26 protein-coding genes are annotated in these 26352 nt (G+C 63.3%); 9 read left to right on the top strand and 17 right to left on the bottom strand.

Annotation, left to right across the window (positions count from 1 at the left end; all coding sequences use genetic code 11):
- Positions 1-141: 141 nt before the first annotated feature.
- The 6 genes from hemJ (at position 142) to BUQ73_RS00820 (ending at position 4564) form a co-directional block, all read left to right on the top strand.
- Positions 142-567 carry a protoporphyrinogen oxidase HemJ gene (gene hemJ / locus BUQ73_RS00845; RefSeq protein WP_079226338.1) on the top strand — a complete coding sequence of 142 codons (426 nt, stop codon included), beginning with the start codon at positions 142-144 and terminating at the stop codon, positions 565-567.
- A 23-nt stretch (positions 568-590) separates the two neighbouring features.
- Positions 591-1547, top strand: a complete 957-nt coding sequence (locus tag BUQ73_RS00840; protein ID WP_079226337.1) for an NAD(P)H-dependent flavin oxidoreductase — start codon at positions 591-593, stop codon at positions 1545-1547.
- A gap of 67 nt (positions 1548-1614) precedes the next feature.
- The gene (locus BUQ73_RS00835; RefSeq protein ID WP_027917437.1) at positions 1615-2397 is read left to right on the top strand and encodes an SDR family NAD(P)-dependent oxidoreductase; all 783 of its coding nucleotides are present in this window, start codon (positions 1615-1617) and stop codon (positions 2395-2397) included.
- Between the two features lie 63 nt (positions 2398-2460).
- Positions 2461-2799, top strand: coding sequence for a histidine triad nucleotide-binding protein (locus tag BUQ73_RS00830; protein WP_003255518.1), 339 nt, complete (start codon positions 2461-2463; stop codon positions 2797-2799).
- A 66-nt stretch (positions 2800-2865) separates the two neighbouring features.
- Positions 2866-3513: a 2-polyprenyl-3-methyl-6-methoxy-1,4-benzoquinone monooxygenase gene (gene coq7, locus BUQ73_RS00825; RefSeq protein ID WP_027917438.1), complete on the top strand. Its 648-nt coding sequence runs from the start codon at positions 2866-2868 to the stop codon at positions 3511-3513.
- A gap of 10 nt (positions 3514-3523) precedes the next feature.
- Positions 3524-4564 carry a DUF2157 domain-containing protein gene (locus tag BUQ73_RS00820; protein ID WP_079226336.1) on the top strand — a complete coding sequence of 347 codons (1041 nt, stop codon included), beginning with the start codon at positions 3524-3526 and terminating at the stop codon, positions 4562-4564.
- Between the two features lie 43 nt (positions 4565-4607).
- Here the strand turns inward: BUQ73_RS00820 and BUQ73_RS00815 are convergent, their stop codons facing one another.
- Entirely contained in the window at positions 4608-5030 is a 423-nt protein-coding gene (locus BUQ73_RS00815) for an OsmC family protein (RefSeq protein ID WP_004376171.1), read from the bottom strand.
- 191 nt (positions 5031-5221) lie between these two features.
- On the opposite strand from BUQ73_RS00815, the gene crp reads away from it, so the two are divergent.
- The gene (gene crp, locus BUQ73_RS00810) at positions 5222-5866 is read left to right on the top strand and encodes a cAMP-activated global transcriptional regulator CRP (protein ID WP_027917440.1); all 645 of its coding nucleotides are present in this window, start codon (positions 5222-5224) and stop codon (positions 5864-5866) included.
- Here the strand turns inward: crp and BUQ73_RS00805 are convergent.
- The 4 genes from BUQ73_RS00805 to BUQ73_RS00790 form a co-directional block, all read right to left on the bottom strand.
- Positions 5863-6567: a lipoate--protein ligase family protein gene (locus tag BUQ73_RS00805; RefSeq protein ID WP_079226335.1), complete on the bottom strand. Its 705-nt coding sequence runs from the start codon at positions 6565-6567 to the stop codon at positions 5863-5865. The genes crp and BUQ73_RS00805 overlap by 4 nt on opposite strands.
- Positions 6568-6701: 134 nt before the next feature.
- The gene (gene trpC / locus BUQ73_RS00800; RefSeq protein WP_079226334.1) at positions 6702-7535 is read right to left on the bottom strand and encodes an indole-3-glycerol phosphate synthase TrpC; all 834 of its coding nucleotides are present in this window, start codon (positions 7533-7535) and stop codon (positions 6702-6704) included.
- Positions 7532-8581, bottom strand: coding sequence for an anthranilate phosphoribosyltransferase (gene trpD, locus BUQ73_RS00795; RefSeq protein WP_027917443.1), 1050 nt, complete (start codon positions 8579-8581; stop codon positions 7532-7534). Before trpD ends, trpC begins: the two co-directional genes overlap by 4 nt.
- Positions 8582-8590: 9 nt before the next feature.
- Positions 8591-9184 carry an aminodeoxychorismate/anthranilate synthase component II gene (locus tag BUQ73_RS00790; RefSeq protein ID WP_079226333.1) on the bottom strand — a complete coding sequence of 198 codons (594 nt, stop codon included), beginning with the start codon at positions 9182-9184 and terminating at the stop codon, positions 8591-8593.
- 375 nt (positions 9185-9559) lie between these two features.
- Between BUQ73_RS00790 and estP the strand changes: the two genes are divergently transcribed.
- Positions 9560-11461, top strand: coding sequence for an esterase EstP (gene estP / locus BUQ73_RS00785; protein ID WP_079226332.1), 1902 nt, complete (start codon positions 9560-9562; stop codon positions 11459-11461).
- 115 nt (positions 11462-11576) lie between these two features.
- On the opposite strand, the gene trpE is transcribed toward estP, so the two are convergent.
- The 9 genes from trpE to BUQ73_RS00740 form a co-directional block, all read right to left on the bottom strand.
- Positions 11577-13058, bottom strand: coding sequence for an anthranilate synthase component I (trpE, locus tag BUQ73_RS00780; protein WP_079226331.1), 1482 nt, complete (start codon positions 13056-13058; stop codon positions 11577-11579).
- 70 nt (positions 13059-13128) lie between these two features.
- Positions 13129-13947, bottom strand: a complete 819-nt coding sequence (locus BUQ73_RS00775) for a phosphoglycolate phosphatase (protein ID WP_079226330.1) — start codon at positions 13945-13947, stop codon at positions 13129-13131.
- Positions 13944-14618 carry a ribulose-phosphate 3-epimerase gene (gene rpe / locus BUQ73_RS00770; protein WP_027917448.1) on the bottom strand — a complete coding sequence of 225 codons (675 nt, stop codon included), beginning with the start codon at positions 14616-14618 and terminating at the stop codon, positions 13944-13946. Before rpe ends, BUQ73_RS00775 begins: the two co-directional genes overlap by 4 nt.
- Before the next feature lie 145 nt (positions 14619-14763).
- Positions 14764-15591 (bottom strand): ABC transporter permease, encoded by an 828-nt coding sequence (locus BUQ73_RS00765; RefSeq protein ID WP_079226329.1) that lies wholly within the window; start codon positions 15589-15591, stop codon positions 14764-14766.
- An 11-nt stretch (positions 15592-15602) separates the two neighbouring features.
- Positions 15603-16850 (bottom strand): ABC transporter permease, encoded by a 1248-nt coding sequence (locus BUQ73_RS00760; protein ID WP_027917450.1) that lies wholly within the window; start codon positions 16848-16850, stop codon positions 15603-15605.
- A 210-nt stretch (positions 16851-17060) separates the two neighbouring features.
- Positions 17061-18095 (bottom strand): ABC transporter substrate-binding protein, encoded by a 1035-nt coding sequence (locus BUQ73_RS00755; protein WP_079226328.1) that lies wholly within the window; start codon positions 18093-18095, stop codon positions 17061-17063.
- Between the two features lie 40 nt (positions 18096-18135).
- Positions 18136-19260 (bottom strand): ABC transporter ATP-binding protein, encoded by a 1125-nt coding sequence (locus BUQ73_RS00750; protein WP_079226327.1) that lies wholly within the window; start codon positions 19258-19260, stop codon positions 18136-18138.
- 293 nt (positions 19261-19553) lie between these two features.
- Positions 19554-20183 (bottom strand): response regulator transcription factor, encoded by a 630-nt coding sequence (locus tag BUQ73_RS00745; protein ID WP_027917453.1) that lies wholly within the window; start codon positions 20181-20183, stop codon positions 19554-19556.
- Between the two features lie 10 nt (positions 20184-20193).
- Positions 20194-22581 carry a PAS domain S-box protein gene (locus tag BUQ73_RS00740; RefSeq protein ID WP_079226326.1) on the bottom strand — a complete coding sequence of 796 codons (2388 nt, stop codon included), beginning with the start codon at positions 22579-22581 and terminating at the stop codon, positions 20194-20196.
- Between the two features lie 95 nt (positions 22582-22676).
- On the opposite strand from BUQ73_RS00740, the gene BUQ73_RS00735 reads away from it, so the two are divergent.
- Positions 22677-23675, top strand: coding sequence for an alpha/beta hydrolase family protein (locus tag BUQ73_RS00735; protein ID WP_079226325.1), 999 nt, complete (start codon positions 22677-22679; stop codon positions 23673-23675).
- A 103-nt stretch (positions 23676-23778) separates the two neighbouring features.
- Here the strand turns inward: BUQ73_RS00735 and BUQ73_RS00730 are convergent, their stop codons facing one another.
- The 3 genes from BUQ73_RS00730 to BUQ73_RS00720 are packed head-to-tail and all read right to left on the bottom strand — an operon-like array spanning position 23779 to position 26232.
- Positions 23779-24543, bottom strand: coding sequence for a TerB family tellurite resistance protein (locus BUQ73_RS00730; RefSeq protein WP_079226324.1), 765 nt, complete (start codon positions 24541-24543; stop codon positions 23779-23781).
- A 1-nt stretch (position 24544) separates the two neighbouring features.
- Positions 24545-25216, bottom strand: coding sequence for an N-acetylmuramate alpha-1-phosphate uridylyltransferase MurU (gene murU, locus BUQ73_RS00725; protein ID WP_079226323.1), 672 nt, complete (start codon positions 25214-25216; stop codon positions 24545-24547).
- On the bottom strand, positions 25213-26232 hold the full coding sequence (locus BUQ73_RS00720; RefSeq protein ID WP_079226322.1) for an aminoglycoside phosphotransferase family protein: 1020 nt from the start codon (positions 26230-26232) through the stop codon (positions 25213-25215). The genes murU and BUQ73_RS00720 overlap by 4 nt, the downstream gene beginning before the upstream one ends.
- Positions 26233-26352: the final 120 nt, after the last annotated feature.

Genomic DNA, 26352 nt, shown 5'->3' with positions numbered 1-26352 from the left:
ACGCTTGCCCCTTTTCAACGAGCCGTCTGGAAAGCGCACGATAATAGGGGCGCAAAGCGCCTGTAACAACTCTTGGGGTGCCCCTTCAGGCGCTTGGGCTCTACTATCTGACGACCGTGATTACCTGAAGGAACTCCCTCCATGCTTTACCTATGGATCAAAGCGCTGCATATCGTCAGCGTGGTCTGCTGGTTTGCCGGCCTGTTCTACCTGCCCAGGCTGTTCGTCTACCACGCCCAGAGCCAGGACAGCATCAGCCAGGAACGCTTCGTCACCATGGAGCGCAAGCTGTATCGCGGCATCATGAACCCGGCAATGATCGCTACCTATATTTTCGGCGCCTGGATGCTCTACCTCACCCCCGGCTGGCTGAGCCAAGGCTGGCTGCACGCCAAGCTCACCCTGGTGATTCTGCTGACCGGCTACCATCACATCTGTGGTGCCCAGCGCAAACGCTTCGCCGCTGGCAACAATACCCGCAGTCACGTGTACTACCGCTGGTTCAACGAAGTACCGGTGCTGTTCCTGCTGGGCATCGTGATTCTCGTGGTGGTCAAACCGTTCTGACATAAAACGATGGAGCCTCACCCATGTCCCTGCCTGCTTCGCTCGAACAACGCCTGCGCTTGCCTGTGGTTGCAGCGCCGATGTTCCTGATTTCCAATCCTCAGTTGGTGCTGGCCTGCTGCGGCAGCGGCGTGGTCGGCAGCTTCCCGGCACTGAACCAGCGTGATAGCGCCGGCTTCAAGGCCTGGCTGGAAGAAATCGAAGCAGGCCTGGCGCAGCTGCAGGCGCCAGCCCCCTATGCGGTAAACCTGATCGTCCACCCGACCAACCCGCGGTTACAGGCCGACCTCGCCCTCTGCGTCGAGCACCGCGTGCCCATCGTCATCACCAGCCTCGGCGCTGTGAAGGAAGTGGTTGATGCAGTGCACGGCTACGGTGGCCTGGTGTTTCACGACGTGACCACCCGACGGCACGCGGAGAAAGCCGCCGAGGCCGGCGTCGATGGCCTGATCGCCGTGGCGGCAGGCGCCGGTGGGCATGCCGGAACCTGGAGCCCGTTCGCCCTCGCGGCCGAGATTCGCCAGTTCTTCGACAAGACCTTGCTGCTGGCCGGCTGCATCAACCACGGCCACGAGATTCTCGCCGCGCAGCTGCTCGGTGCCGACCTGGCCTACATGGGTACGCGCTTCATCGCCACCCAGGAAAGCCATGCCCAGGCCGGTTACAAGCAGATGTTGCTCGATGCCCACGCTGCCGACATCATTCACACCCCTGCCGTATCCGGCATCCCGGCCAGCTTCCTGCGACCCAGCCTGGAACAGGCCGGCTATGACATGGCGGCCCTGAAGTCCGGGCACGAGCAAGGCAAGCTCAAGCCTATCGACGATGAAGCCAAGGCCTGGAAAACCGTCTGGTCCGCTGGCCAAGGTGTGGGCGACATACATGATTTGCCCGCGGCCGCCACACTGATCGAGCGCTTGCACGGCGAGTACCGCGACGCCCTTGAGCGTACCCAGGCGTTGCGCGGCAAAGCCTTGTAGCAAAAGGCAACAACTCGCCTGGCCAGGCTGTACACTAGGCGCCCTCTTCAGCCCCCAGGAGCCTTGCATGACCCGTTACGCCATGATCACCGGAGCTTCCAGCGGCCTGGGCCTGGCCCTGGCGGAAGCCCTGGCGCGGCGCGGGCGCAACCTGATCCTGGTGGCACGCCACCGAGAAACGCTGGAACCGGTAGCGCTTGAACTGGCCCAGCGCTTCGGCGTCGAAGTGCTGCTGCGCGCTTGCGACCTCAGCCAGCCGCTGCGCTTGTCCGGTTTCGTGCTGGAACTGGAAGAAGGCGAGCGGCGCATCGACCTGCTGGTCAACTGCGCCGGCCAACGTACCTACGGTCCGTTCCTGGCCCATGAATGGGCCGACGAGCAGGACCTGCTGGAGGTCAACATCCTCGCCCTGAGCCGCCTGTGCCATGCCATTGGTAACCTGATGGCCGTGCAAGGTGGCGGGCAGATTCTCAACGTCGCAGGTCTGGCCGCCGTCGCGCCCGGCCCGGGCATGGCCACCTACGCCGCCAGCAAGGCCTATGTGATGAATTTCAGCGAAGCGCTGCGCGAAGAGCTCAAGCCCGCCGGCATCAAGGTATCGGTACTTTGCCCTGGCCCTGTACGCTCGTCGCGCCGACGCATACCCAGGCTTGAAGGCAACAGCCGCTGCCTGAGCCCTGAAGAAGTGGCGCTGTGTACCGTGCGTGCACTGGCCAAAAATCGCGCAGTGATCATGCCGGTACGCCGCAACCGCTGGCTGGCCTTCGCGCCGCGCCTGCTGCCGCGCTGGCTGACGCGCAAGCTGGCCGGTTTCATCCACCGCCGCTACTGCCCGGTCGGCATGGAATAGCCACTGGGCGAGTGGCGCCCGGCTGAGTACACTCGGCCCGACACTCACCATGGAGCAAGTGCTGTGGACGATCTATTCCTCAAAATCATCAACCGGGAAATCCCGGCGGATATCATCTACGAAGATGACCAGATCCTCGCCTTCAAGGACATCGCCCCAGCGGCGCCCGTGCATTTTCTGGTCATCCCGAAGAAACACATTCGCACCCTGAACGACCTGACCGAAGAGGACAAGGCCCTGGCCGGTCATATCCTGTTCACTGCCCAGCGCCTGGCGGTCGAACAGGGCTGCGAGGAAGGCTTCCGGGTGGTCATGAACTGCAACCCGAAAGGCGGCCAGACCGTCTACCACATCCATATGCACGTGCTCGGCCAGCGCCAGATGAACTGGCCGCCGGGCTGACCCAAGGCAAGCCCCATCCGGGCGATTGAGGTAAACTGTCGGGCATCACTTCAGCGGAGGTGCCCGATGGCCACCGAACGTCACTACTCGCCGCTCGACCGCTTGTTGCTGCAGGCCGATACCGCCATGCGCACCTTGCTGCCCTTCAGCGGCCAACCATCCCGCCCGTCGCCAGCGATCATCCAGCCGGATGCAGAACTGGATGACAACCAGGCCCGCCACATTGCCGGGCTCATGCGCATCAACCACACCGGCGAAGTCTGCGCACAGGCGCTGTATCAGGGGCAGGCCCTGACTGCCAAGCTGCCGCAAGTGCGCAAGGCCATGGAACATGCAGCCGAGGAAGAAATCGACCACCTGGCCTGGTGCGAACAACGCATCCGCCAACTGGGCAGCCACCCGAGCGTGCTCAACCCGCTGTTCTACGGCATGTCGTTCGGCATCGGCGCCCTCGCCGGCCTGGTCAGCGACAAGGTCAGCCTCGGTTTCGTCGCCGCCACCGAGCATCAGGTGTGCAAGCACCTGGACGAACACCTGGAGCAGCTCCCCCAGCAGGACGAAAAGTCTCGCGCCATCCTTGAACAAATGCGCGTGGATGAAGAGCAGCACGCCGAGTCCGCGCTCGAAGCTGGCGGCTATCGCTTCCCGATGCCGGTGCGTTTCGGCATGAGCCTGCTGGCCAAGGTCATGACCAAGAGCACCTACCGCATCTAAGGGCGCACACATGACGGACCGTATCGACGCCAAGGACCTGGCGCGCGCCGTGCAAGCCGGCATTCTCCAGCCTGGCCAAGACCAGGCCCTGCTAGCGTTTCTGCGCCAGCAACCGCCAGCCCGTGGCAGTTTCCAGCTTGCCCATGTCGCCTTCTACTTCGGCGCCCTGCTGATCATGGGCGCTATGGGCTGGCTGCTTACCGAAGCCTGGATGTCGATTGGCGACGGGGCATTGCTGGCCATCGCCACGCTTTATATCGTTGCGCTCACCTCGTTCGCCCTCAACCTGCAGGGCCGCAAGCAAGCCGTTGCCGCCGGTGTGCTGGCCGCCGTCGCGGTCAGCATCGTGCCGCTGGTCGTGTTCGCCATCGAGCGTCTGACAGGTTGGTGGCCACTGGATGATGCGCAAGCGGACTATCACCAGTACTACACCTATGTGCAGGGCGGCTGGCTGCTGATGGAGGCGGCCACCGTGGTTGCCGGGCTGCTGATGCTGCGCCTGGTCCCCTACCCCTTTGTGGTGATGCCGATTGCCGTTGCCTTGTGGTTCATGTCGATGGACCTGAGCGAATGGGTGTTTGGCTCCCCCTTCTCCTGGGAACAGCGGCGCACGGTGTCACTGTGGTTCGGGCTCGGCTTGCTGCTGGCATTCTTGGTCGTCGACGGGCGTACCCGCGAGGACTATGCCCATTGGGGTTACCTGGCTGGCCTGGCGGCATTCTGGGGCGGGTTGACGATGATGGACAGCGACAGTGAACTGGGCAAGGCGCTGTACTGCCTGATCAACCTGGGGTTGATGGGCATGGCGGTGCTGTTGCGCCGGCCAGTGTTCATGGTCTTTGGGGCGCTGGGGGTAGCGGCTTATCTGGGGTATCTGTCTTACGAGGTGTTTGCCGAATCGTTGCTGTTCCCGGTGGTGCTGACCTTGATCGGGCTGGGGGTGATTGGCTTGGGGTTGGCGTACCAGAAACGGCGGGAGCAGTTGAGCCAGGCCGTCAGAAGCAGCTTGCCGGAATGGTTGCTGACTGCTCTACCTGCCCTGCGCGACTGACGGAAGATCGCCGGGGCCGCTTTGCGGCCCCGGAATCTCGGACTCAGCCCAGCTCTACGATTTCGTAACCATGGGTGATTTCAACACCGGCACGTTCAAGCATGATCGACGCCGAGCAGTACTTCTCCGCCGACAGCTCTACCGCACGCTTGACCTGAGCCTCTTTCAACCCACGCCCTTTGACCACGAAATTCATGTGAATCTTGGTGAACACTTTCGGGTCTTCGCTGGCACGTTCCGCTTCCAGGAACGCCTCACAGCTTTCCACAGCCTGGCGCGACTTCTTAAGGATGCTCACTACGTCGAAACTGCTGCAGCCACCGAGGCCGAGCAGGAGCATTTCCATCGGGCGCACGCCCAGGTTGCGGCCACCGGCCTCGGGTGGGCCGTCCATCACTACGACGTGGCCGCTCCCCGATTCACCGAGGAACATCGCTTCACCGGCCCACTGGATGCGTGCCTTCATCTGTCCGTACTCCTGGATTTCGCAAAAGGGTGTCAGCTTAAGCCTTGTATGCCTGTCGGAAAAGCTCAATGCGAGTCGCTTTAGTGTCAAAACTTCTAGCGCTGTCTGATAAGCTGGCGCCAATTGACTGGCGCGTCGCGTCAGACAATGTCTAACAAGAGCCTATGCCTCGCATCGAACAGGATTTCGTGATGGTTGCCTCAGCCCTACCCGCCAAGATCAAGAACATCGACAAGCTGCTGGTTCACTGCCAGCGCCGCCGCTACACCGCCAAAAGCAACATCATCTGCGCCGGTGACCGTGCCGACACGCTGTCGTTCATCATCAAGGGCTCGGTCACCATCCTGATCGAAGACGACGAAGGTCACGAGATGATCATCGCCTACCTCAACAGTGGCGACTTCTTCGGTGAGCTGGGGTTGTTCGAGCCAGCTGGCGGCGAGCAGCAGCGCAGCGCCTGGGTCCGAGCCAAGACCGAGTGCGAAGTGGCAGAGATCAGCTACGACAAGTTTCGCGAACTGGCCCGCCAGGACCCGGAAATTCTCTACGCCCTGGGCAGCCAGATGGCCCAGCGCCTGCGCAATACCACACGCAAAGTCGGCGACCTGGCCTTCTTCGATGTCACCGGCCGCGTGGCCCGTTGCCTGCTTGACCTGTGCAAGCAACCGGATGCCATGACCCACCCGGACGGCATGCAGATCAAGATCACCCGCCAGGAAATCGGCCGTATCGTCGGTTGCTCGCGGGAAATGGTCGGCCGCGTCCTCAAAGACCTTGAAGAGCGCAGCCTGGTACAGGTCAAGGGCAAGACCATGGTGGTCTACGGCACCCGTTAATCCTTGGGCAGGGCTGCCAGCACGTCGTGGTAGGCAAGGGACAGGCGCTCGAACCAAGGCGCCTCGGGCGCCACTTCGTGCAGGGCGATATGGCTGTCGGCACGGCAGCGCTGTTCCAGATCACAGCATTCATTGAAGCGGTTGACTGCCGCGACCATCGACTCGCGCTCGTTGTCCAGCAGCAGCGCACCATGCACCAGCACCACCGGGCGTTTGCCACCCAGGCCCTGGCGCCAGCGCTGGGCCGTACCGACCAGCTTGCGACCATTGAGGTTGACGTTGTAGCGGCCATCGCAGAAGGCACCGTCGATCTCGCCCACCGAGGCGACACCGCCCCACTCACGCAACACATCACACAATGGCAGGCACAAGCGCTCATAGGCGCTTTCGATACGGCCATGATCGCCTTCGCTGCGTGGGGCCACGTAGACCAGCGCTACGTTTACCGTCGAGTGCGACTGCGGCACCGGCTCGCCGCCGGTTTCACGCAACAGCACCGGCCAGCCGGCAATCGCCAGCTCCGCGCAGGCAGATTCGAAGTTGTCCAGCCGGCTCATGCGCCGGGGCATGACCAGCGCGTGGTCAGTGGGGCGCCAGAACAGCACACCCGAATCGCGTTCGCCGCGGCAGACGGCAGCCAGCAGCTCCTGCTCGGCATGCAAACCTTGCTCGACAGTGAGCGCCAGGGGTTGATCGGTCATTGATCCACCTTCGATGTTGGGTTTAACGGCCTGTTCGCGGGCAAGCCTACATAGGACTTGTGGGAGCAGGCTTGCCCGCGAAGAGGCCAGAATAGGCATACAAAAAAGCCGGCATAAAGCCGGCTTCCTGTCGATCAGTCCAGAGTCTGAACCGTCTTCTTCACCTGATCCGGGAAGAACAACCGCTGCAGTTCCAGCCCTGGCTGCGCTGCGCGCATGAATGCCTCACCGACCAGGAACGAGTAGACCTCGTTGATTTCCATCAGCTCGACATCGGCGCGATTGAGAATACCGCTCTCGGTAATTGCCAAGCGGTCACGTGGAATGCGCGGCAGCAGGTCAAGGGTGGTTTCCAGGCTCACCTCGAAGGTGTGCAGGTTACGGTTGTTCACCCCCACCAACGGTGTATCGAGGGTTTTCAAAGCACGCTCCAGCTCATCGCCATCATGCACTTCGACCAGCACGTCGAGGCCGACATCCTTCGCCACCGAAGCCAGTTCGGCCATTTTCACATCATCCAGCGCCGACACGATCAACAGCACGCAGTCAGCACCCAGCGCGCGCGCCTCGACGATCTGGTAGGGGTCGACCATGAAATCCTTGCGGATCACCGGCAGCGAAACGGCGGCGCGGGCCTGTTGCAGGTACTCGTCGGCACCCTGGAAGTAATCCACATCGGTCAGCACCGACAGGCAGGTCGCCCCACCTTTCTCGTAGCTGACGGCAATGTCGGCCGGCACGAAGTTCTCGCGGATCACGCCTTTGCTTGGCGAAGCCTTCTTGATTTCGGCAATCACCGCCGGCTGCTTGCGTTTGGCCTGCTCGATCAGCGCATTGGCAAAGCCGCGCGGGGCATCGGCAGCCTTGGCCAGGCGCTCCAGTTCGGCAAGGCTTACGCGCGCGCTGCGCTCGGCCACTTCCTGGAACTTGCGGGCGATGATCCTTTCCAGCACCGTCGGCACACTCATGCTTCGTTCTCCACCTTGAATACTGCAGTAAAGGCGCCCAGCTCCTGCAGCTTCTCCCAGGCCAGCCCGGTGTGCAGTACGTCGTGGGCCAGTTCCACGCCAGTCTTCAGGCTCATGGCATGGTCAGCGGCATACAGCGCCGCGCCAGCATTGAGCACGATCATTTCGGCGGCCTTCTGGCCGTTTTCGGTCTTGCGCCGGCCCAGGGCATCACGGATCAGCTCAAGCGAGGCCTGCGGCGTCTCGACGGCCAGGCCATGCAGGCTCTGGCTCTTCATACCGAGGTCTTCGGGCTCCACCCAATACTCAGTGATCTCGCCGTTCTTCAACTCGGCGACGAAGGTTGGCGCAGCCAGGCTGAACTCGTCCAGGCCATCTTTCGAATGCACCACCAGCACATGCTTGCTGCCCAGGCGCTGCAGCACCTCGGCCAACGGACGGCACAGTGCCTGGGTGAACACGCCGACCACCTGATGCTTCACTCCGGCCGGATTCGTAAGCGGGCCGAGCATGTTGAACAGGGTACGCAGCCCCAGATCGCGACGCGGGCCAGCAGCATACTTCATGGCGGTGTGGTGGCTCTGCGCGAACATGAAGCCTATCCCCAAGCTGTCGATGCAGCGTGCGACCTGTTTCGGGGTCAGGTTCAGATAGATGCCGGCAGCTTCCAGCAGGTCGGCGCTGCCGCTCTTGCCTGAAACCGCGCGGTTGCCGTGCTTGGCCACGGTGCAGCCGGCAGCGGCGAGAACGAACGACGATGCGGTGGAAACGTTGAAGATGTTGGCGCCATCACCGCCGGTACCGACGATATCGACCACACCATCGAGGCTGTTCAGTTCGACCTTGTCGGCCAGCTCGCGCATCACCGAGACCGCACCGACGATCTCGTCGATGCTCTCGCTCTTCATGCGCATGCCCATCAGGAAAGCACCGATCTGCGCTTCGCTGCACTGGCCAGTCATGATCTGGCGCATGACATCGCGCATTTCATCAGTGCTCAGGTCCAGGTGGCCGACGATGCGGCTCAACGCGCTCTTGATATCCATGATCGATCCTTAACGGCGGCCGCCGGTCTGCTTGAGGAAGTTGGCGAACAGCTCGTGGCCCTGCTCGGTGAGGATGGACTCGGGGTGGAACTGCACCCCTTCGATATTCAAGGTCTTGTGGCGCAGGCCCATGATCTCGTCGACCGAACCGTCGTCATGGGCGGTCCAGGCGGTGACTTCCAGGCAATCAGGCAGGGTTTCGCGCTTGACCACCAGGGAATGGTAGCGGGTCACGGTAAGCGGGTTGTTGAGCTCGGCGAAAACGCCGAGGTCGCGATGGTGCACCGGGCTGGTCTTGCCATGCATGACCTGACGGGCCCGCACCACATCACCGCCGAAAGCCTGGCCGATGGACTGGTGGCCCAGGCATACGCCCAGGATCGGCAGCTTGCCAGCAAAATGCAGGATGGCTTCGATGGAAACGCCCGCTTCACTTGGCGTGCACGGGCCTGGCGACACGACGATGCGCTCAGGGTTGAGGGCTTCGATCTCGGCGATGGTCATTTCGTCATTGCGAATGACCTTGACCTCGGCACCCAGCTCGCCAAGGTACTGAACAACGTTGTAAGTGAATGAGTCGTAGTTGTCGATCATCAGTAACATCGGGCTAAACCTCTTGAATCTACTGACTTCAAAAATCGAACCTTCCTACACCGGCCAAAGACACGGCTTTGCCATGAAGGGCGGTCGCTAAACGGACAGGAAGGCAAACGGGGGCGGGCCGGACGGGCCGGCAGGAGATAAAGTCAGGCGCGCCAACGCCAACGGGCGTGGGCCTTGATAACGCGCATCAAGAGTTTGCTGACGATCAACACAGGATAAGTCTCGCTCATACTTGCACGCACAGTAGCTTACCGGGGCGGATGGCGCAATATGCCCGTAAACACGGGGAAACGAATGGACTTGGGAGGGATGCACAGCGATTTGCTAAGGTCGAGCGGGTAGTCCTCATAAAAACAATGAAAAGGATGTTCAACGATGCGAAAAGCTCCACTGATGCGCTTTACCCTCGCTTCACTGGCCTTGGCCTGCAGCCAGGCCTTCGCCGCACCCTCGCCCTACTCCAGCCTGATCGTGTTTGGTGACAGCCTCAGCGACGCCGGGCAGTTTCCCGACCTGACCGGCGGCACGCTGGGCATGCGCTTTACCAACCGCGACGCCAGTGGCAACTATGCACCGGTGTCCCCGATGATCCTGGGAGGCAGGCTGGGTGTCAGCCCGGCCGAACTCGGGCCTTCGACCTCACCTACCTACCAGGCCCTGGGCCTGCCGGACGGTAACAACTGGGCGGTCGGCGGGTATACGACGCAGCAGATCCTTGACTCGATCACCGAGACCTCCGCAACCGTGATTCCGCCAGGCAGCGCACTGGGCGGGTTCGTGCTGCGCGAGAAGCCGGGTTATCTGGCCACCGGCCTGCAGGCAGACCCGAATGCCCTCTACTACCTCACCGGCGGCGGCAACGACTTCCTCCAGGGCCTGGTCAACAGCCCCGCCGACGCTGCGGCGGCCGGCTCCCGCCTCGCCGCCAGCGCCCAGGCCCTGCAGCAAGGCGGCGCGCGCTACATCATGGTCTGGCTGTTGCCGGACCTTGGGCAGACACCAAACTTCACTGGTACGCCACAGCAAAATGCACTCACGCAACTCTCCAGCGTGTTCAACCAGTCGCTGATCAGTCAACTGAGCCGGATCGACGCCGAGATCATCCCTCTGAACATTCCGGTATTGCTCAGCGAAGCCCTGGCCAGCCCGACCCAGTTCGGCCTGGCCACCGGCCAGAACCTGGTTGGCACCTGCTACAGCGGCGACAGCTGTGTGGAAAACCCGGTTTACGGGATCAACGGCACCAGCCCCGACCCGACCAAACTGCTGTTCAACGACTCGGTGCACCCGACCATCGCCGGCCAGCAACTGATTGCCGACTACGCCTACTCGATCATCTCCGCGCCATGGGAATTGACCCTGCTGCCGGAAATGGCCCACGCCAGCCTGCGCGCGCACCAGGACGAACTGCGCAATCAGTGGCAGACACCGTGGCAGGCAATCGGCCAATGGCAAGCCTTCGTCAGCACTGGCGCCCAAAACCTGGACTTCGATGACCAGCACAGTGCTGCCAGCGCTGACGGCCATGGCTACAACCTGACCCTGGGTGGCAGCTACCGGCTCAACGACGCTTGGCGCCTCGGCTTGGCCGGCGGCGTATATCGGCAGAAACTGGAAGCCGGTGAACAGGACTCGGACTACAAGCTCGACAGCTACCTGGCCAGCGCCTTCGCCCAGTTCCGCCAGGATCGCTGGTGGGCCGATGCCGCGCTGAGCGCCGGCCATCTGGACTACCACGACCTCAAGCGCACCTTTGCGCTTGGCGTCAACGACCGCAGCGAGAAGGGCGACACCGATGGTGAAGCCTGGGCCGTGACTGCCCGGCTGGGCTACAACCTGGCGGCCGATAGCAGCCGCTGGCAACTGGCACCGTTCATCAGTGCCGACTATGCGCGGGTAAAAGTCGATGGTTATGACGAGAAGAGCGGGCGTTCGACGGCGCTGGGCTTCGATGACCAGGAACGGACTTCGCGGCGCTTGGGCGTAGGGCTGCTAGGCAGCGTGCAGGTACTGCCGAGCACCAGGTTGTTCGCCGAGGTGGCGCAGGAGCATGAGTTCGAGGATGACCAACAGGATGTGACCATGCACCTGACGACGTTGCCGAGCAACGACTTCACGTTGACCGGGTACACGCCCCATAGCGATCTGACTCGGGCGAGCCTGGGGGTGACGCATGAACTGGTGGCGGGGGTGCACCTGCGCGGGAACTACAACTGGCGCAAGAGTGATGAGTTGACCCAACAGGGGGTGAGCCTGGGCGTCAGTGTAGATTTTTAGATCATTGGGCCGCTTTGCGGCCCTTTCGCGACACAAGGCCGCTGCTACAGGGAACGCAATCTCTTGTAGGAGCGGCCTTTTGTCGCGAAAGGGCTGCGCAGCAGCCCCAACTGATTTACTTGGCGGTGGTCTGCTCGGCCAGCGCCACGGCACGGAACATCGCCCGGCGCTTGTTGATGGTCTCTTCCCACTCCAGCGCCGGCACCGAGTCGGCGACGATACCGCCACCGGCCTGCACGTGCAGTTCGCCGTCCTTGATCACCGCAGTACGGATGGCAATCGCGGTATCCATGTTGCCGTTCCAGGCGAAGTAGCCGACCGCACCACCGTAGACGCCACGCTTGACCGGTTCCAGTTCGTCGATGATCTCCATCGCGCGGATCTTCGGCGCCCCCGACAAGGTGCCCGCCGGCAGGATCGCCCGCAGCGCATCCATCGCCGTCAGGCCTTCGCGCAGCTGGCCGGTGACGTTGGAGACGATATGCATCACGTTCGAGTAGCGCTCGATCACCATCTTCTCGGTCAGGCGCACGCTACCGGTCGACGATACCCGGCCGACGTCGTTGCGGCCGAGGTCGATCAGCATCAGGTGCTCGGCGATCTCTTTATCGTCCGACAGCAGATCATCTTCCAGCGCCCGGTCGGCTTCCTCGGTAGCCCCACGTGGGCGAGTACCGGCAATCGGCCGCACGGTGACCAGGTTGTCTTCCACCCGCACCAGCACTTCCGGCGAGCTACCGACCACATGGAAGTCGCCGAAGTTGAAGAAGTACATGTACGGCGTCGGGTTGAAGCAGCGCAGTGCGCGGTACAGGTCGATGGGTGCAGCCTTGAAGTCGATCGACATGCGCTGCGACGGCACTACCTGCATGCAGTCGCCGGCCAGGATGTATTCCTTGATACGACCCACCGCGTTCTCGTAATCGTCACGGGTGTAGCTGGAACGGAATTCCGGCTCGGCCGCCATCGGCCTGCTCAGGTCCAGGCCACGGCGTGGGGTGATGGGCTGGCGCAGTTTCTCCAGCAGGCCTTGCAGGCGCGCCTGGCCTTGCTCGAAAGCCTGCTCCTCAGCCGGGTCGACCAATACGATGGCGTGCATCTTGCCTGCCAGGTTGTCGAATACCACCACCGCGTCGGAGACCATCAGCAGGATATCCGGCACGCCCAGCGGGTCCGGGTTCGGGCTGGCGCCCAGACGCTTTTCCACATACCGCACGCAGTCGTAGCCGAAGTAGCCGACCAGACCACCGTTGAAACGTGGCAGCCCAGGGATGTCGGCGACCTTGTAACGGTCCTTGAAGCTTTCGACAAAGGCCAGTGGGTCCTCGACGTCGTGGCTTTCCACCTCGACACCATCCTGCAGGATGCTCACGCGGTAGCCATGCACGCGCATCACGGTGCGCGACGGCAGGCCGATCATCGAGTAACGGCCCCACTTCTCGCCGCCCTGCACGGACTCGAGCAGGTAGGAGTTGGGTTGGTCAGCCAGTTTCAGGTAGATCGACAGCGGCGTGTCGAAGTCGGCCAGGGTTTCACAGGCCAAAGGGATGCGGTTGTAGCCGGTAGCGGCCAGGCGCAGGAATTCTTCGCGGGTCATGGGTAGCCTCGTGGCAAGCAGCAATGGGGTCGGGCAAGCGGACGGGCCGGCAGGCGCCGGCGAGCAGGAGTCAGGCGCGCCAGCGCCAACGGGCCAGGGCCTTGATGACTTTCATCCAGAATTTGCCAGTGACCGCCACGGTGGACTCTCTGTCTTGGGAGGCTTGAAGATCCGCCAACGTTATCCCAGTGGCCGGGTCTGCGCAACCGGGCAGCAGTGCGCGCAGGTCGTCGACCACCAGGCTGGGGGATTCCTCGGTAATCGGCCGGCCATGGTTGTAGCCGTAGGTCAGGCCCACCGATTGCACGCCAGCCGCCTTGGCCGCCAGCACATCGCTGCGCGAGTCGCCAACGAACAGCGACTGCTGCGGGCTGACTCCGGCCATCTGCATGACAAACAGCAGAGCCGCGGGGTCGGGCTTTTTCTGCGGCAAGGTATCGCCACCGATGATCCAGCGGAAATAGCGGCCAATCTTCATCTGGTCCAGCAACGGCGCGACGAAACGCTCCGGCTTGTTGGTGATCAGCGCCATTTCCACTCCCTGCTTCTGCAGCCAGCGCAGGGTGTCCTTCACACCGGGGTAGAGCACGGTAAGCTCATGGCTTTCGGCATAAGCCTCCATGAACAGCGCCAGGCCTTTTTCGGCCAGCGCATCGTCCACGGCATCATGCTCGATGTCACCTGCCAGGGCGCGGCGCACCAGCACCTGGGCACCGTTGCCGACCCAGTGGCGTACTGCCGCCAGGCCTGCAGGTGGGCGCCCCAGTTCGAGCAGCATGCGGTCCACGGCAGCGGCCAGGTCGGGTACCGAGTCGATCAGGGTACCGTCCAGATCGAACATCACCAGCCTGGGCAGCGTCCCCGGGAACAGCTGCTCGAAGCCACTCATGGGCGGGCCTGGGCCAGTTCGGCGCGCATCTTGGCGATGACTTCCTGGTAGTCCGGGGCATTGAAGATTGCCGAGCCGGCCACAAAGGTGTCGGCGCCAGCGGCAGCGATTTCGCGGATGTTGTTGACGTTGACGCCACCGTCGATTTCCAGGCGGATGTCACGGCCGCTGGCGTCGATCAGCGCGCGGGCTTCGCGCAGCTTGTCGAGGGTGCCAGGGATGAACTTCTGCCCGCCGAAGCCTGGGTTGACGCTCATCAGCAGGACCATGTCGACTTTGTCCATCACGTACTTCAGTGCATCCAGGCTGGTGGCCGGGTTGAACACCAGGCCGGCCTTGCAACCGCCGTCCTTGATCAACTGCAGCGAACGGTCGATGTGCTGCGAGGCTTCCGGGTGGAAGGTGATGTAGGTGGCCCCGGCCTCGATGAAGTCGCCGATGATGCGGTCTACCGGGCTGACCATCAGGTGCACGTCGATCGGCGCGGTCACGCCGTACTTGCGCAGCGCCGTGCAGACCATCGGGCCGATGGTCAGGTTGGGTACGTAGTGGTTGTCCATGACATCGAAGTGGACAATGTCGGCACCCGCGGCCAGGACCTTGTCGACGTCCTCGCCCAGGCGGGCGAAATCGGCGGAGAGAATGGAGGGGGCAATAGCGTAGGGCTGCATGGCGCACCTGTTGGCAGAATCACGGTGGCGCGCATTGTAACCGTTTTAACCTGTTCCGGCCTCTTCGCGGCTAAAGCCGCTCCCACAGCACAGAAGCTGTGGGAGCGGCTTTAGCCGCGAAAAAGCCGGAACAGGCAACACATCATCAGGCAGGTTGCTGAGTCCTGAGCTTCTCGCTACGCCCGCGCAGCCACTCCAGGGTCAGCAACAGCACCACCGAGAACGCGATCAGCAAAGTCGCTGCGGCAGCAATGGTCGGGCTGAGGTTCTCGCGAATGCCGCTGAACATCTGCCGCGGCAGGGTCGCCTGCTCGGGCCCGGCGAGGAACAGTGTCACCACCACTTCATCGAACGAGGTGGCAAAGGCAAACAGCGCTCCCGAGATCACCCCGGGGGCAATCAGCGGCAAGGTCACCCGACGGAAGGTTAGCAATGGCGAGGCGCCCAAGCTAGCTGCCGCACGTACCAGGTTGTAATTGAAGCCCTGCAAGGTCGCCGACACGGTGATGATGACGAACGGCACACCCAGTACCGCATGCACCAGAATCAGCGAGATGAAACTGTTGCCCAGGCCCAGTGGGGCGAAGAACAGATAGCTGGCCACGCCGATGATCACCACCGGCACCACCATCGGCGAAATCACCAGCGCCATCACCAGCGATTTGCCGGGGAAATCGCCACGGGTCAGGCCGATCGATGCCAAGGTGCCAAAGACCATCGCCAGCACCGTGGCCGCCGGCGCGACGATGATGCTGTTCTTCAGCGCCCGCATCCACTCGGCCGAGGCGAAGAAGTCGTGGTACCACTGCAGCGAGAAGCCCTGCAGCGGGTACACCAGGAAGCTGCCACTGTTGAACGACAGGGGCACGATCACCAGCACCGGCAGCACCAGGAACAGCAGGATCAGGCCGCAAAGGATGCGCAGGGTGTAGAACCATACCCGTTCGACGGGCGACATGTAGGGGCTCAGCATCTCAAGGCTCCTCAGCTCAGGCGCAGGCGGCTGGCGCCGACCAGCCAGCTATAGATCAGGTACAGCAGCACGGTCGCCAGCAGCAACAGCCCGCCCAGGGCGGTGGCCATGCCCCAGTTGATGCTGGTGTTGGTGTAGAAGGCGACGAAGTAGCTGACCATCTGGTCGTTCGGGCTGCCGAGCAGCGCCGGGGTGATGTAGTAGCCGATGGCCAGGATGAACACCAGCAGGCAACCGGCTCCCACGCCAGCGTAGGTCTGCGGGAAGTACACCCGCCAGAAGCTGGCAAACGGGTGGCAGCCCAACGAAATTGCCGCGCGCATGTAGCTCGGCGAAATGCCCTTCATCACGCTGTAAAGCGGCAGGATCATGAACGGCAGCAGAATATGCACCATTGAGATGTACACACCGGTGCGGTTGAACACCAGTTCCAGCGGCTGGTCGATGATGCCCATGGCCATCAGTGCACTGTTGATCAGGCCGCCGGACTGCAACAGCACGATCCACGCCGCCACCCGCACCAGGATCGAAGTCCAGAACGGCAGCAGCACCAGGATCATCAGCAGGTTGCTCTGGCGGGTCGGCAGGTTGGCCAGCAGGTAGGCAAGCGGATAGGCCAGCACCAGGCAGATGGCGGTAATCACCACACCCATCCACAGGGTGCGGGCAAAGATATCCAGGTAGATGGCCTGGTCGGGGGTGGCTTTGGCCAGCTCGCCGAGGTCATCGATACGGTGGTCGAGCGAAGCCAACAGGTAGAACGAGGTCACCGAACTGGTATTACGGCGGATCGCCTGCCAGTAGGCCGGGTCGCCCCAACGCTCGTCGAGCGCCTGCAAGGCATCTTTGTAAGAGGCAGGCTCGGCCTTGAACGGCAGCGCCCGTGCAGTCTTGGCCAGCAGGCTGCGATAGCCGGCCAGTTCCATGTTCAGGCGTTTGGAGAGGTCGCCCAGGGTCTGGTTCTTGCGCGATTCGGCCAGGTCCTGGCTCAGCGCCTTGTAAACGTCTTCGCCGGGCAGGCTCTTGCCGTCCCACTGGCTGATCACTTCAACCGTGCGCGGCAGGCCGCCAACCACTTCCGGGTTGCCGACGCTCTTGTACAGTAGCGCCGCGATCGGCACCAGGAACACCAGCAAGAGAAACAGCGCCAGCGGCGCGATCAACGCCTGCGCCTTCCAGCGGTTGACCCGCTCGGCACGCTTGAGGCGCTGCTTGAGACTTGGACCTGCGCCTTCGTTGAGGGGCACTGCAATGGCCATGGCGAACTCCGCGATACAGGCTGAAATTGGGGCTGCTGCGCAGCCCATCGCCGGCTAGCCCGGCTCCCACAGGTACTGCACTGGCTTGGAAGCTTCTGATCCCTGTGGAATCTCTTTCACAGGTGGCGCACCGACTTCAGAGATGGTGCGGTCCCTGTGGGAGCTGGCTTGCCAGCGATGGGCCGCAACGCGGCCCCTAACGCTGGTCGTTTACTTCTTCGCCGCCCAGGCGTTGAAGCGTTGCTCCAGCTGTTCGCTGTTGTCGGCCCAGAAGGCCACGTCGATCTGTACCTGATTGGCAATGTTCTCAGGCGTGGTCGGCATGTCTTTTTTCACCGCATCGGCCAGCAGTGGCACGGCCTTTGAGTTGGCCGGGCCGTAGGCGATGTTCTCGGAGTAAGTCTTCTGCTGTTCCGGCTGCACGGTGTAGGCGATGAACTTCTTCGCTTCTTCCACATCCTTGGCACCTTTCGGGATCGCCCAGGCGTCGAAGTCGTAGATGCCGCCGTTCCACACCACTTTGAGGTTGCTCTCTTTCTGCACAGCGGCGATGCGGCCGTTGTAGGCGGAACTCATGACCACGTCACCCGACGCCAGGTACTGTGGCGGCTGGGCGCCAGCTTCCCACCACTGGATGCTCGGTTTGAGTTCGTCGAGCTTCTTGAAGGCACGGTCCACGCCTTCCTTGGTGGCCAGCACCTGATATACGTCCTTCGGCGCAACGCCGTCGGCCATCAGGGCGAATTCAAGGGTGTACTTGGCGCCCTTGCGCAGGCCACGCTTGCCTGGGAATTTCTTGGTGTCCCAGAAGTCGGCCCAGCTGGTGGGTGCGGTCTTGAGCTTGTCGGCGTTGTAGGCCAGCACCGTCGACCAGACGAAGAAGCCCACGCCGCATGGCTGGATGGCGCCCTTCACGTAATCGGACTCGTTGCCGAACAGTGCCGGGTCGAGCTCTTCGAACATGCCTTCGTCGCAGCCACGCGCCAGCTCTGGCGATTCCACCTCCACCAGGTTCCACGACACGCTGTTGGTGTCGACCATGGCTTTGACCTTGGCCATTTCACCGTTGTACTCGCCCGCGACGATCTTGCCCTTGCCGGCCTTCTCCCATGGCTCATAGAACGCCTTGACCTGGGCCGCCTTGTTGGCACCGCCGAAGGAGACCACGGTCAGGTCCGCTGCCATGCTCTGGCCGGCGGCGCACAGGCCGAGGGCCAGTGCGGTCAGTTTCAACTGCTTGCGCATTATTATTCTCTCCACAGTACAGGGTTGGTGAAGCAATCCATCAGTGGGCTTCGGCAATCGGATCGAGCGCGCGGGCGTGCTCCACCTCCCAGCCCAGCGGTACCACATCGCCCACGGCCAGCGCCGGGTCGAGCTCGGCGATCGGCTGCTTCACGAAGAAGTCGGCCTTGCCGCAGACTTCCAGGCGCACCCGTACGTGGTCGCCCAGGTAGATGAACTCGGCCACACGGCCGGAGAAGCGGTTGACGCAGCTTTCGCTGTGGCCATTGAGGCGCACGCGCTCGGGGCGTACCGACAGGGTCACTGGTTCGCCGGCCTGGCCAACATTCACCGCCAGCGCCTCGACCCGCTCGCCGCGTGCCAGCTGCACCTGGCAACGCTTGCCATCGCTGGCCAGCAGGGTGCCGTTGATGCGGTTGTTCTCGCCGATGAAGTTGGCGACAAAGGTATTGCACGGTTCTTCATAGAGGGTGCGCGGGTCGGCGATCTGCTGGATCTCGCCCTGATGGAACACCGCCACGCGGTCGGACATGGTCAGCGCCTCGCCCTGGTCGTGGGTCACGTAGACCACCGTCACGCCCAGGCGCTGGTGAATGTGCTTGATCTCCATCTGCATGTGTTCACGCAGTTGCTTGTCGAGGGCGCCCAGCGGTTCGTCCATCAGCACCAGCTGTGGCTCGAACACCAGCGCCCGGGCCAGCGCCACACGCTGTTGCTGACCACCGGAAAGCTGGCCCGGATAGCGCTTGGCGAAGGCATCGAGCTGGACCATGTTCAGCACACGCTTGACCCGTTCGCTGATGTCGGTCTTGCTCAGACCGCGCACGGTCAGCGGGAAGGCCAGGTTTTCGGCCACGGTCATGTGTGGGAACAATGCGTAGTTCTGGAACACCATGCCGATGTCGCGCTTGTGCGGCGGCACGTTGTTGATCGAGCGCCCGGCCAGCTGGATTTCACCGGCGGTGGGGGTTTCGAAACCAGCCAGCATCATCAGGCTGGTGGTCTTGCCCGAACCGGAGGGGCCGAGCAGGGTGAGGAATTCACCCTTGCGAATGTCCAGGTTGAGGTCTTTGACGATCAGCGATTCGCCGTCGTAGCTCTTCTGCACACCACGGAAGCTGACCAGCGTCTCGCTGGTGGCAGCGTTCGAATTCGCCTCGCTCATGCCTGCACCTTCTTGTTGGAATGACTGCGTAGGCAAAAGAGTAGAAGAGCCGCAAGCGCCCGGAAATCGGCGGTACTGAGAGAATGCCATCATCCGGCTGGAAGATTTCCTGTAGGGATTGCCCTACAAGCACGGCGCTTTCAGCACAGACATGAGTCCCTGTGGGAGCGGGTTTACCCGCGAAGAGGCCAGCCCAGACGCCGCAGATGGCAGGCCCGGCCCTTTCGCGGGGAAAACCGCTCCCACAGGGTTCACCACTGTGCCGGATATGGCAGCTGTCGCGATCAGAACACTCAGACCAGCTTGTGCTCCATGGCGTACTTCACCAGCTCCGCCAGCGAATTGACCTTGAGCTTCTGCATCAGCCTGGCCTTGTGGGTGCTGATGGTCTTGCTCGACAGCGCCAGTTGCTGGGCGATGTCGTTGACATTGGCCCCTTGGGCCAGGCGCTCGAACACCGAGAATTCACGCTCGGAGAGCAACGTATGCAGCGGCCGGGTTTCGGTCAGGCCTACCTCGAAGACCATCCGGTCCGCCAGCGCCGGGTCGATGTAACGCCCACCGCTCGCGACCCGGCGAATGGCCGTCAGCAGCAGGGCCGGGTCGCTGTCCTTGGTCGCATAACCGGCGGCGCCGGCCTTCAGCGCACGGGCAGCCATCTGCGCCTCGTCGTGCATCGACAGCATCAGGATCGCCGGGGCATCGTGCAGCGCACGAATACGCGGGATCGCCTCCAGGCCGCTCACCCCCGGCATGGAGATATCCAGCAACACCACCTCGCAGGGTGTGTGGCGCAACGTCTCGAGCAACTGCTCGCCATTTCCGGCCTCCCCTGCCACCTGCATGTCCTTGGCCAGGCCAATCAGCTGTTTGATGCCTTCCCGGACAATGGTGTGGTCTTCGGCCACCAGCACTCGAATCACGCTTGCTCTCCTACTCCAAGGGAATGGCCACGCTCAGGCTGGTGCCCTCGCCTGGTTCACTGTCCAACGCCATGCTGCCACCGAGCATCAGCACCCGCTCACGCACGCCGACCAGGCCGAACGATGTGGGCCTGGGCTGGTCACGGCAGAACCCGGAGCCATCGTCGCTGACGGTCATGCGCAGTTGCCCGCCCTCACGCACCAGCTCGATTTCCACACTGTGCGCCTGGGCATGGCGCATCACATTGGTCAGCGCCTCCTGCAAGATGCGAAACAGGCCGGTGGCTTTGGCATCGCTCAATGCTGGCAGATTATCCGGTACCTGCACCAGGCAGGGTATCTGCGTGCGCGCTTCGAAGCGCCGCGCCTGCCATTCGATGGCCGAGGCGATGCCCGCGTCGAGGATCGGTGGGCGCAGCGCGGTGGCAACGTCGCGCACCAGCTGGAACAGCTGGGCAATCAGGCGCTTCATGCTGCCCAGGCGTTCGTGCAACCCGGGGTCGAGTTCGGCGAAGGCCAGCTCGCACATCGACACTTCCAGCTTGAGCACGGTCAACATCTGCCCCAGCTCGTCATGCACTTCACGGGCGATGCGGGCCTTCTCTTCTTCGCGCACGCTTTCAAGGTGCGCCGACAGTTCGCGCAGCTGTTCCTGCGACTGGGCCAACGCCATCTCGGCACGCTTGCCTTGGGTGATGTCCCAGACGACACCGTCCCAGGCCACACGGCCATTGGGCAAACGGCGCGCACTGGCCTTGATGTCGGCCCAGCGTTGCTCGCCCTGGCGGGTAAGAATACGCCCCTGCCACGACCAGTCCTGATCGCCGGCGATAGCCAGATCCTGTACCTGGTGATAGTTCGCCCGATCGTCTGGATGAACGAGGTTGCGCAGCCCCATCAGCGGGTGCTGGATCTGCGCGGGGGTGTAGCCGACCAGTGCTTCGCTGCCCTCGCTGATGTAAGGGAATTCCGGCTCACCTTCGGCAGGCGCAGGCTCGAGGCGGAACACCAGGCCTGGCACGTTGCCTGCGATGCCCTTGAGCCGCGCTTCACTTTCGCGCAATGCCGCCAGGGCGCGATGGCGCTCGGTGACATCGGCGAGGTACACCACCAGGTATTCGGCATCGCGAAAGCGCAGGAAACTGAGCGACAACTCCACCGGCAACAAGCTGCCATCGGCGCGCCGGCACTGGGTTTCGAACTGCCGCGCACCGCCATCGCCGGCGCGCGCCCCCTTCCACAGTTCGAGCCAGCGATCCATGGTCAGGTTCGGCTCGAAATCGATCAGCGGGCGCTCCAGCAACTGGGCCTCGGCATAGCCGAGCATGCCCTCCACCGCATGGTTGGCGTAACGCACATGGCTGTCCCAGTTGACCCAGAGGATACCCACCGTGCTCTGATCGATGGCGAACTGGCTCAGGCGCAGCGCCTCTTCGCGCCCCTGCCGCTCGGTCAGGCTTTCCCGCGCGGCCAGCAGGCTACGTTCCAGCTGGCGCTGCTGCCGACGCTGCCATATCAGCGTGGCCAGGGCACACAGCAGCAACAGGCCGAACAACAAGGCCAGGTTCTGCCAGAAACCAGGCGACTCGCTCAAGCGCGGGTATTTAGGCTGCAACCAGCGCTGGTGAAGCTGTTCCAGCTCCTTGGCCGGCATGGCCTGCAACCCGCGTTCGAGCACATCGGCAAGCACCGGCCAATCACGTCGCGAACCCACCCGCAGCAACTGCGGCAAGCCGATATCGCCCACCACCACCAGTTCGGCGAACTCGCTCTCGCGTGACAGCCGGCTCAGTTGTGCTTCATCTAGCACGGCGTAACTGGCCTGGCCACCGACCACCAACTGCAAGGCCTCGCGCTCACTGGGCACGCCCTGCAGGTTGAGGCCACTGTAATTGCCGCGCAGGTAGTCGGCCAAGGCGCTGGGCATACGCACCGCGACCCGGCTCTCAGCATCGAGCTTTTCCAGCTCCACGGCCATCGCCCCGGTACGTGGCCCCACCACCAGCTGCGGCACCCGCATGTAAGGGTCGCTGAACAGCCACAGGCGCAGGGTTGCAGGTGTTTGCGTCAGGCCTGGGGCAAAATCGATCTCACCCGCCTGCAGCGCATGTTCAAGGCTGGCCTGGTCAGCGAAGTTGCGCCAGGTCAGATCAAGGCCCAGTGCCTGCCCCAACCCGTTCACCAACTCGACGTTGGCGCCATAAAGCTGCTGCAGGCGGCGATCAAACTGCGCGTAGGGCGCCTGCAGCACCAGGCCGACACGCAGGCTGCGGTGGCTATCGAGCCATTGCTGCTGGGCAGGCTCCAGTGCTACCGCCGGTAGCACGTCCGGCCGTGCCAACGCGGTCAAGGGCAGGCACAACCAGCCGATAACCAACAGGCGACGCAATCGCTTCATCTACACGCTCGTCTTGGCAAGGACGGCCATGCAGCATGGCCGTCGCGGGCAAATACTATTAGGCTGCCGGTATCATTCTGGCCTTGGGTTGATTCATGTCCACACTTTATCGCACGACGCTGGCAATGTGCTGCCTGGCCTCGCTCTTACCACTCGGCGCCCTGGCCGCTGACGCCACAAAACCGGAGGCGACGGCCGAAGCGCCCGCCGCTCCGGCGCCACGCCCGCCCCTGCTGGAGCGCAGCCAGGAAGATGCGCAAGCCCTGGAACGCCTGGCACCGAAGGCCGAACAACAGACCCTGCAGGCCGGAGCGGACAGCTTCCTGGCCTTGTGGAAGCCGGCCAACGACAGTGATCCGCAGGGTGCCGTGATCATCGTCCCTGGCGCTGGCGAAAACGCCGACTGGCCCAATGTGGTCGGCCCGCTGCGGCGCAAGTTCCCGGATATCGGCTGGCACAGCCTGAGCGTGAGCCTGCCCGACCTGCTCGCCGACGCCCCCCAGGCACGGGTCGAGGCCAAGCCAGCGGCAGAGCCCGAGAAGAAAGCGGGCGAAACAGCTCCATCCAAGGACACCCCCGCCGACGCCAACGCCAACGTCGCCCAAGCCACCGCCGCCGACGCCGACACCGCGGAAAGCACCGACGCCGAGCAAGCCGACGAGCAGAACGACGTGGCCGACGCCGAACGCATCTTCGCTCGCCTGGATGCCGCCGTGGCCTATGCCCAGCAGCACAGCTCACGCAGCATCGTGTTGATCGGCCACGGCAGCGGCGCCTATTGGGCCGCGCGCTACCTGAGCGAGAAGCAACCGCCACAGGTGCAGAAGCTGGTGATGGTTGCCGCTCAGACGCCGGCCCGGGTCGAGCATGACCTGGAAAGCCTGACGCCAACCCTGAAGGTGCCAACGGCCGACCTTTACTACGCCACGCGTACCGGCGACCGCAATGCTGCAGCGCAGCGCCTGCAGGCCAGCAAGCGGCAGAAGGACAGCCAGTACAAGCAGCTGTCGCTGATTGCCATGCCGGCCAACAAGGACGGTGAGCAGGAGCAGCTGTTCCGCAGGGTTCGGGGCTGGATGAACCCGCAACAGTAAGCCTGCCAGGGCCCTGTTCGCGAGCAAGCCCGCCCCCACAGGATCGCATGCAATGCCTGTGGAAGCGGGCTTGCAGTTGCGGCGGCCCGCCGCGAACGGGCCTTTAGAACCCGCGCCGCTTGCGAACGATGGCGTAGGCCTGGTGCAGTTCGCGAGTCCGCTCGGTCGCCTCGCGCACTTGCGCCTCGCTTGCCCCGCTGCCCGCCAGCTTGTCCGGGTGATGCTTGCTGACCAGGCGCCGGTAAGCCTGCTTGACCTGATCGCCCTCAGTGTCGGCCTCGACGCCCAGCAAGCGCAGGGCTGACGCATAGTTCATCACTGCGCCCGACACCGGTGCCTTGCGCGGCTCATACTCCAGCGACATCGCCTGCACCTGACGCCGGCTGAGGCCAAGCTTGTGCCCCCATTCCAGCAGCAGTTCGCGCTCGTGCCGCCCGGCTTTGCCATCGGCCCAGGCCATGCGCCAGCAAGCACGCAAGGTGCCTTCGGCGGCATGCGGCTGCAGCCGGATGCGGCGCAGGTGGCCGGCCAACCGCTCCTTGCCGGCCTTGCCCCGGTTGAACGCGGCAATTGCCCGCAAACGCGCGGCCTCGGTCATGTCCAGGCGGACCATTTCCTGGCGCGCCTGCTGGATGTGCTGCTCGGCCACACGGCCATCGCTCTTGGCCAGCCGCCCGAGCAGCACGAACAGCAACTCATCGTCTGGCAGGGCCGGGCGCCCCCCCAAGCGCTCGCGCATGTCTTCCCAACCCTGAAGGCGGATGCGTCGGTCCATCGCCTGGCCCAGCAAGGCACCGAGCAACGCGCCGGGAATACTGGCGACCGCAAAGCCTGCGCCCAACCCGATTACCGTGCCTGGCCACCACATGTCAGGCGCGCTCGCCGATCAAGCGCTCGGCCTCGGCCAGGCGCTCCAGGGTGCCGACATCCACCCAGTGGCCACAGTAGTGCTCGCCACTCACCTGGCCCGACGCCATTGCCTGGCGCAGCAACGGTGCCAGCTTGAAAGCGCCCGCCTGGCAGCCATCGAACAATGCCGGGTGCAACACCGAAAGGCCGCTGAAGGTCAGCGTGCCGGGAGCCTCGTCACCATCGACCACCCGTTCGCCGTCCAGGCGGAAGTCGCCTCGGCCGTGATGGCCTGGGTTATCGACCAGAACCAGATGCGCCAGCCCGTGCAGCGGCGCGCGCAAGCGGGCAAGGTCATAGTCGGTCCAGACATCGCCATTGATCAGGGCGAATGGCTCGTTCCCCAGCAATGGCAAGGCCTTGAAGATTCCGCCGCCGGTTTCCAGCGGCTCACCTTCGGCCGAGTAGCGGATGTGCAAGCCGAACCGGCTGCCATCGCCAAGATGGTCTTCGATCTGCTGGCCAAGCCAGGCGTGGTTGATCACCACCTCGGTAAACCCGGCCGCCGCCAGCGCGCGCAGGTGATACTCGATCAGTGGCTGACCCGCGACTGGTACCAGCGGTTTTGGGGTATGCAGGGTCAGCGGGCGCATGCGCTCGCCTTTGCCTGCTGCAAGAATCATCGCCTTCATGCACGCGCTCCGGCTTGCAAATCGGCGATCAGCTGGCCCAGTTCGGCAAGCTCCGGGCGACGGCTGACCACTTCATCTATATAGGCGAAGAATCGCGGGACGTCGGCCAGATAACGCGGTTTTCCATCACGGTGGCAAATTCGCGCGAAAATACCGATCACCTTGAGGTGGCGCTGCACGCCCATCAGGTCACTGGCACGCTGGAAGTCGTCGAACACCGGCTGCACCGCAATGCCCGCGGCGCGCGCCTGGTCCCAGTAGCGGCGCAGCCAGCCTTCGACCTGGGCTTGCGGCCAACTGAGGAAAGCGTCCTTGAACAGGCAAGTGATGTCGTAGGTAACCGGGCCGTAAACCGCGTCCTGGAAGTCCAGCACGCCTGGGTTGGGCGTGCTCTGCATCAGGTTGCGCGGCATGTAGTCACGGTGCACCAGCACTTTGGGCTGGGCCAGGGCGCTGTCGATCAGCAACTGGCTGATACGTTGCCAGCTGGCCTTCTGCGCATCGCTGAAGACCAGGCCGAGCTCACGACCTACGTACCATTCCGGGAACAGCTCGACTTCACGGCGCAGCAAGGCGTCATCGTAGCTGGGCAGTGGCGCATCCATCGGCAGGCGCTGGAAGGCCAGCAGCGCGTCTATCGCATCGGCGAACAATGCATCGGCGTTGTCGCCATTAATGATGTCAAGGTATGTCTGGTGACCCAGGTCACCCAGCAACAGAAAACCGCGCTCCAGGTCCTGCGCATGGATCTGCGGCACATGCACGCCGGCACCGGCCAGCAGATGGTCGATGGCGACGAATGGTCGGCAGTTTTCCTGAGGCGGCGGCGCGTCCATGATCACGAAACTGTGGCCTGCACCCTGCCAGCGGAAGTAACGGCGGAAGCTGGCATCGCTGCTGGCGGCGGTCAGGCTGCCCTCGGGCACCTCGCCCCAGGCGTTTTCGCGGAAAAGTTGATCGAGCTGCTCATGGAGCCAGACAGTCAGTTGTTGCAGGCGTACATCGTGTTCAGGCATTACAAGGGTCTCCGACGGCCCTAGCCGTCAAGCGGGTCATGCTTTATTATCCAGCATCTTTTTCAGACCATCGAGAGGCGTGCGGCCCCACACGCGGGCAGATGGCACGCAGGAAGCCCG

The sequence above is a fragment of the Pseudomonas putida genome, assembly GCF_002025705.1.
GTDB classification, from domain to species: Bacteria; Pseudomonadota; Gammaproteobacteria; order Pseudomonadales; family Pseudomonadaceae; genus Aquipseudomonas; species Aquipseudomonas putida_J.
The sequence above is the reverse complement of the archived record's forward strand: the minus strand, read 5'-3'. Positions and strand labels throughout refer to the sequence as shown.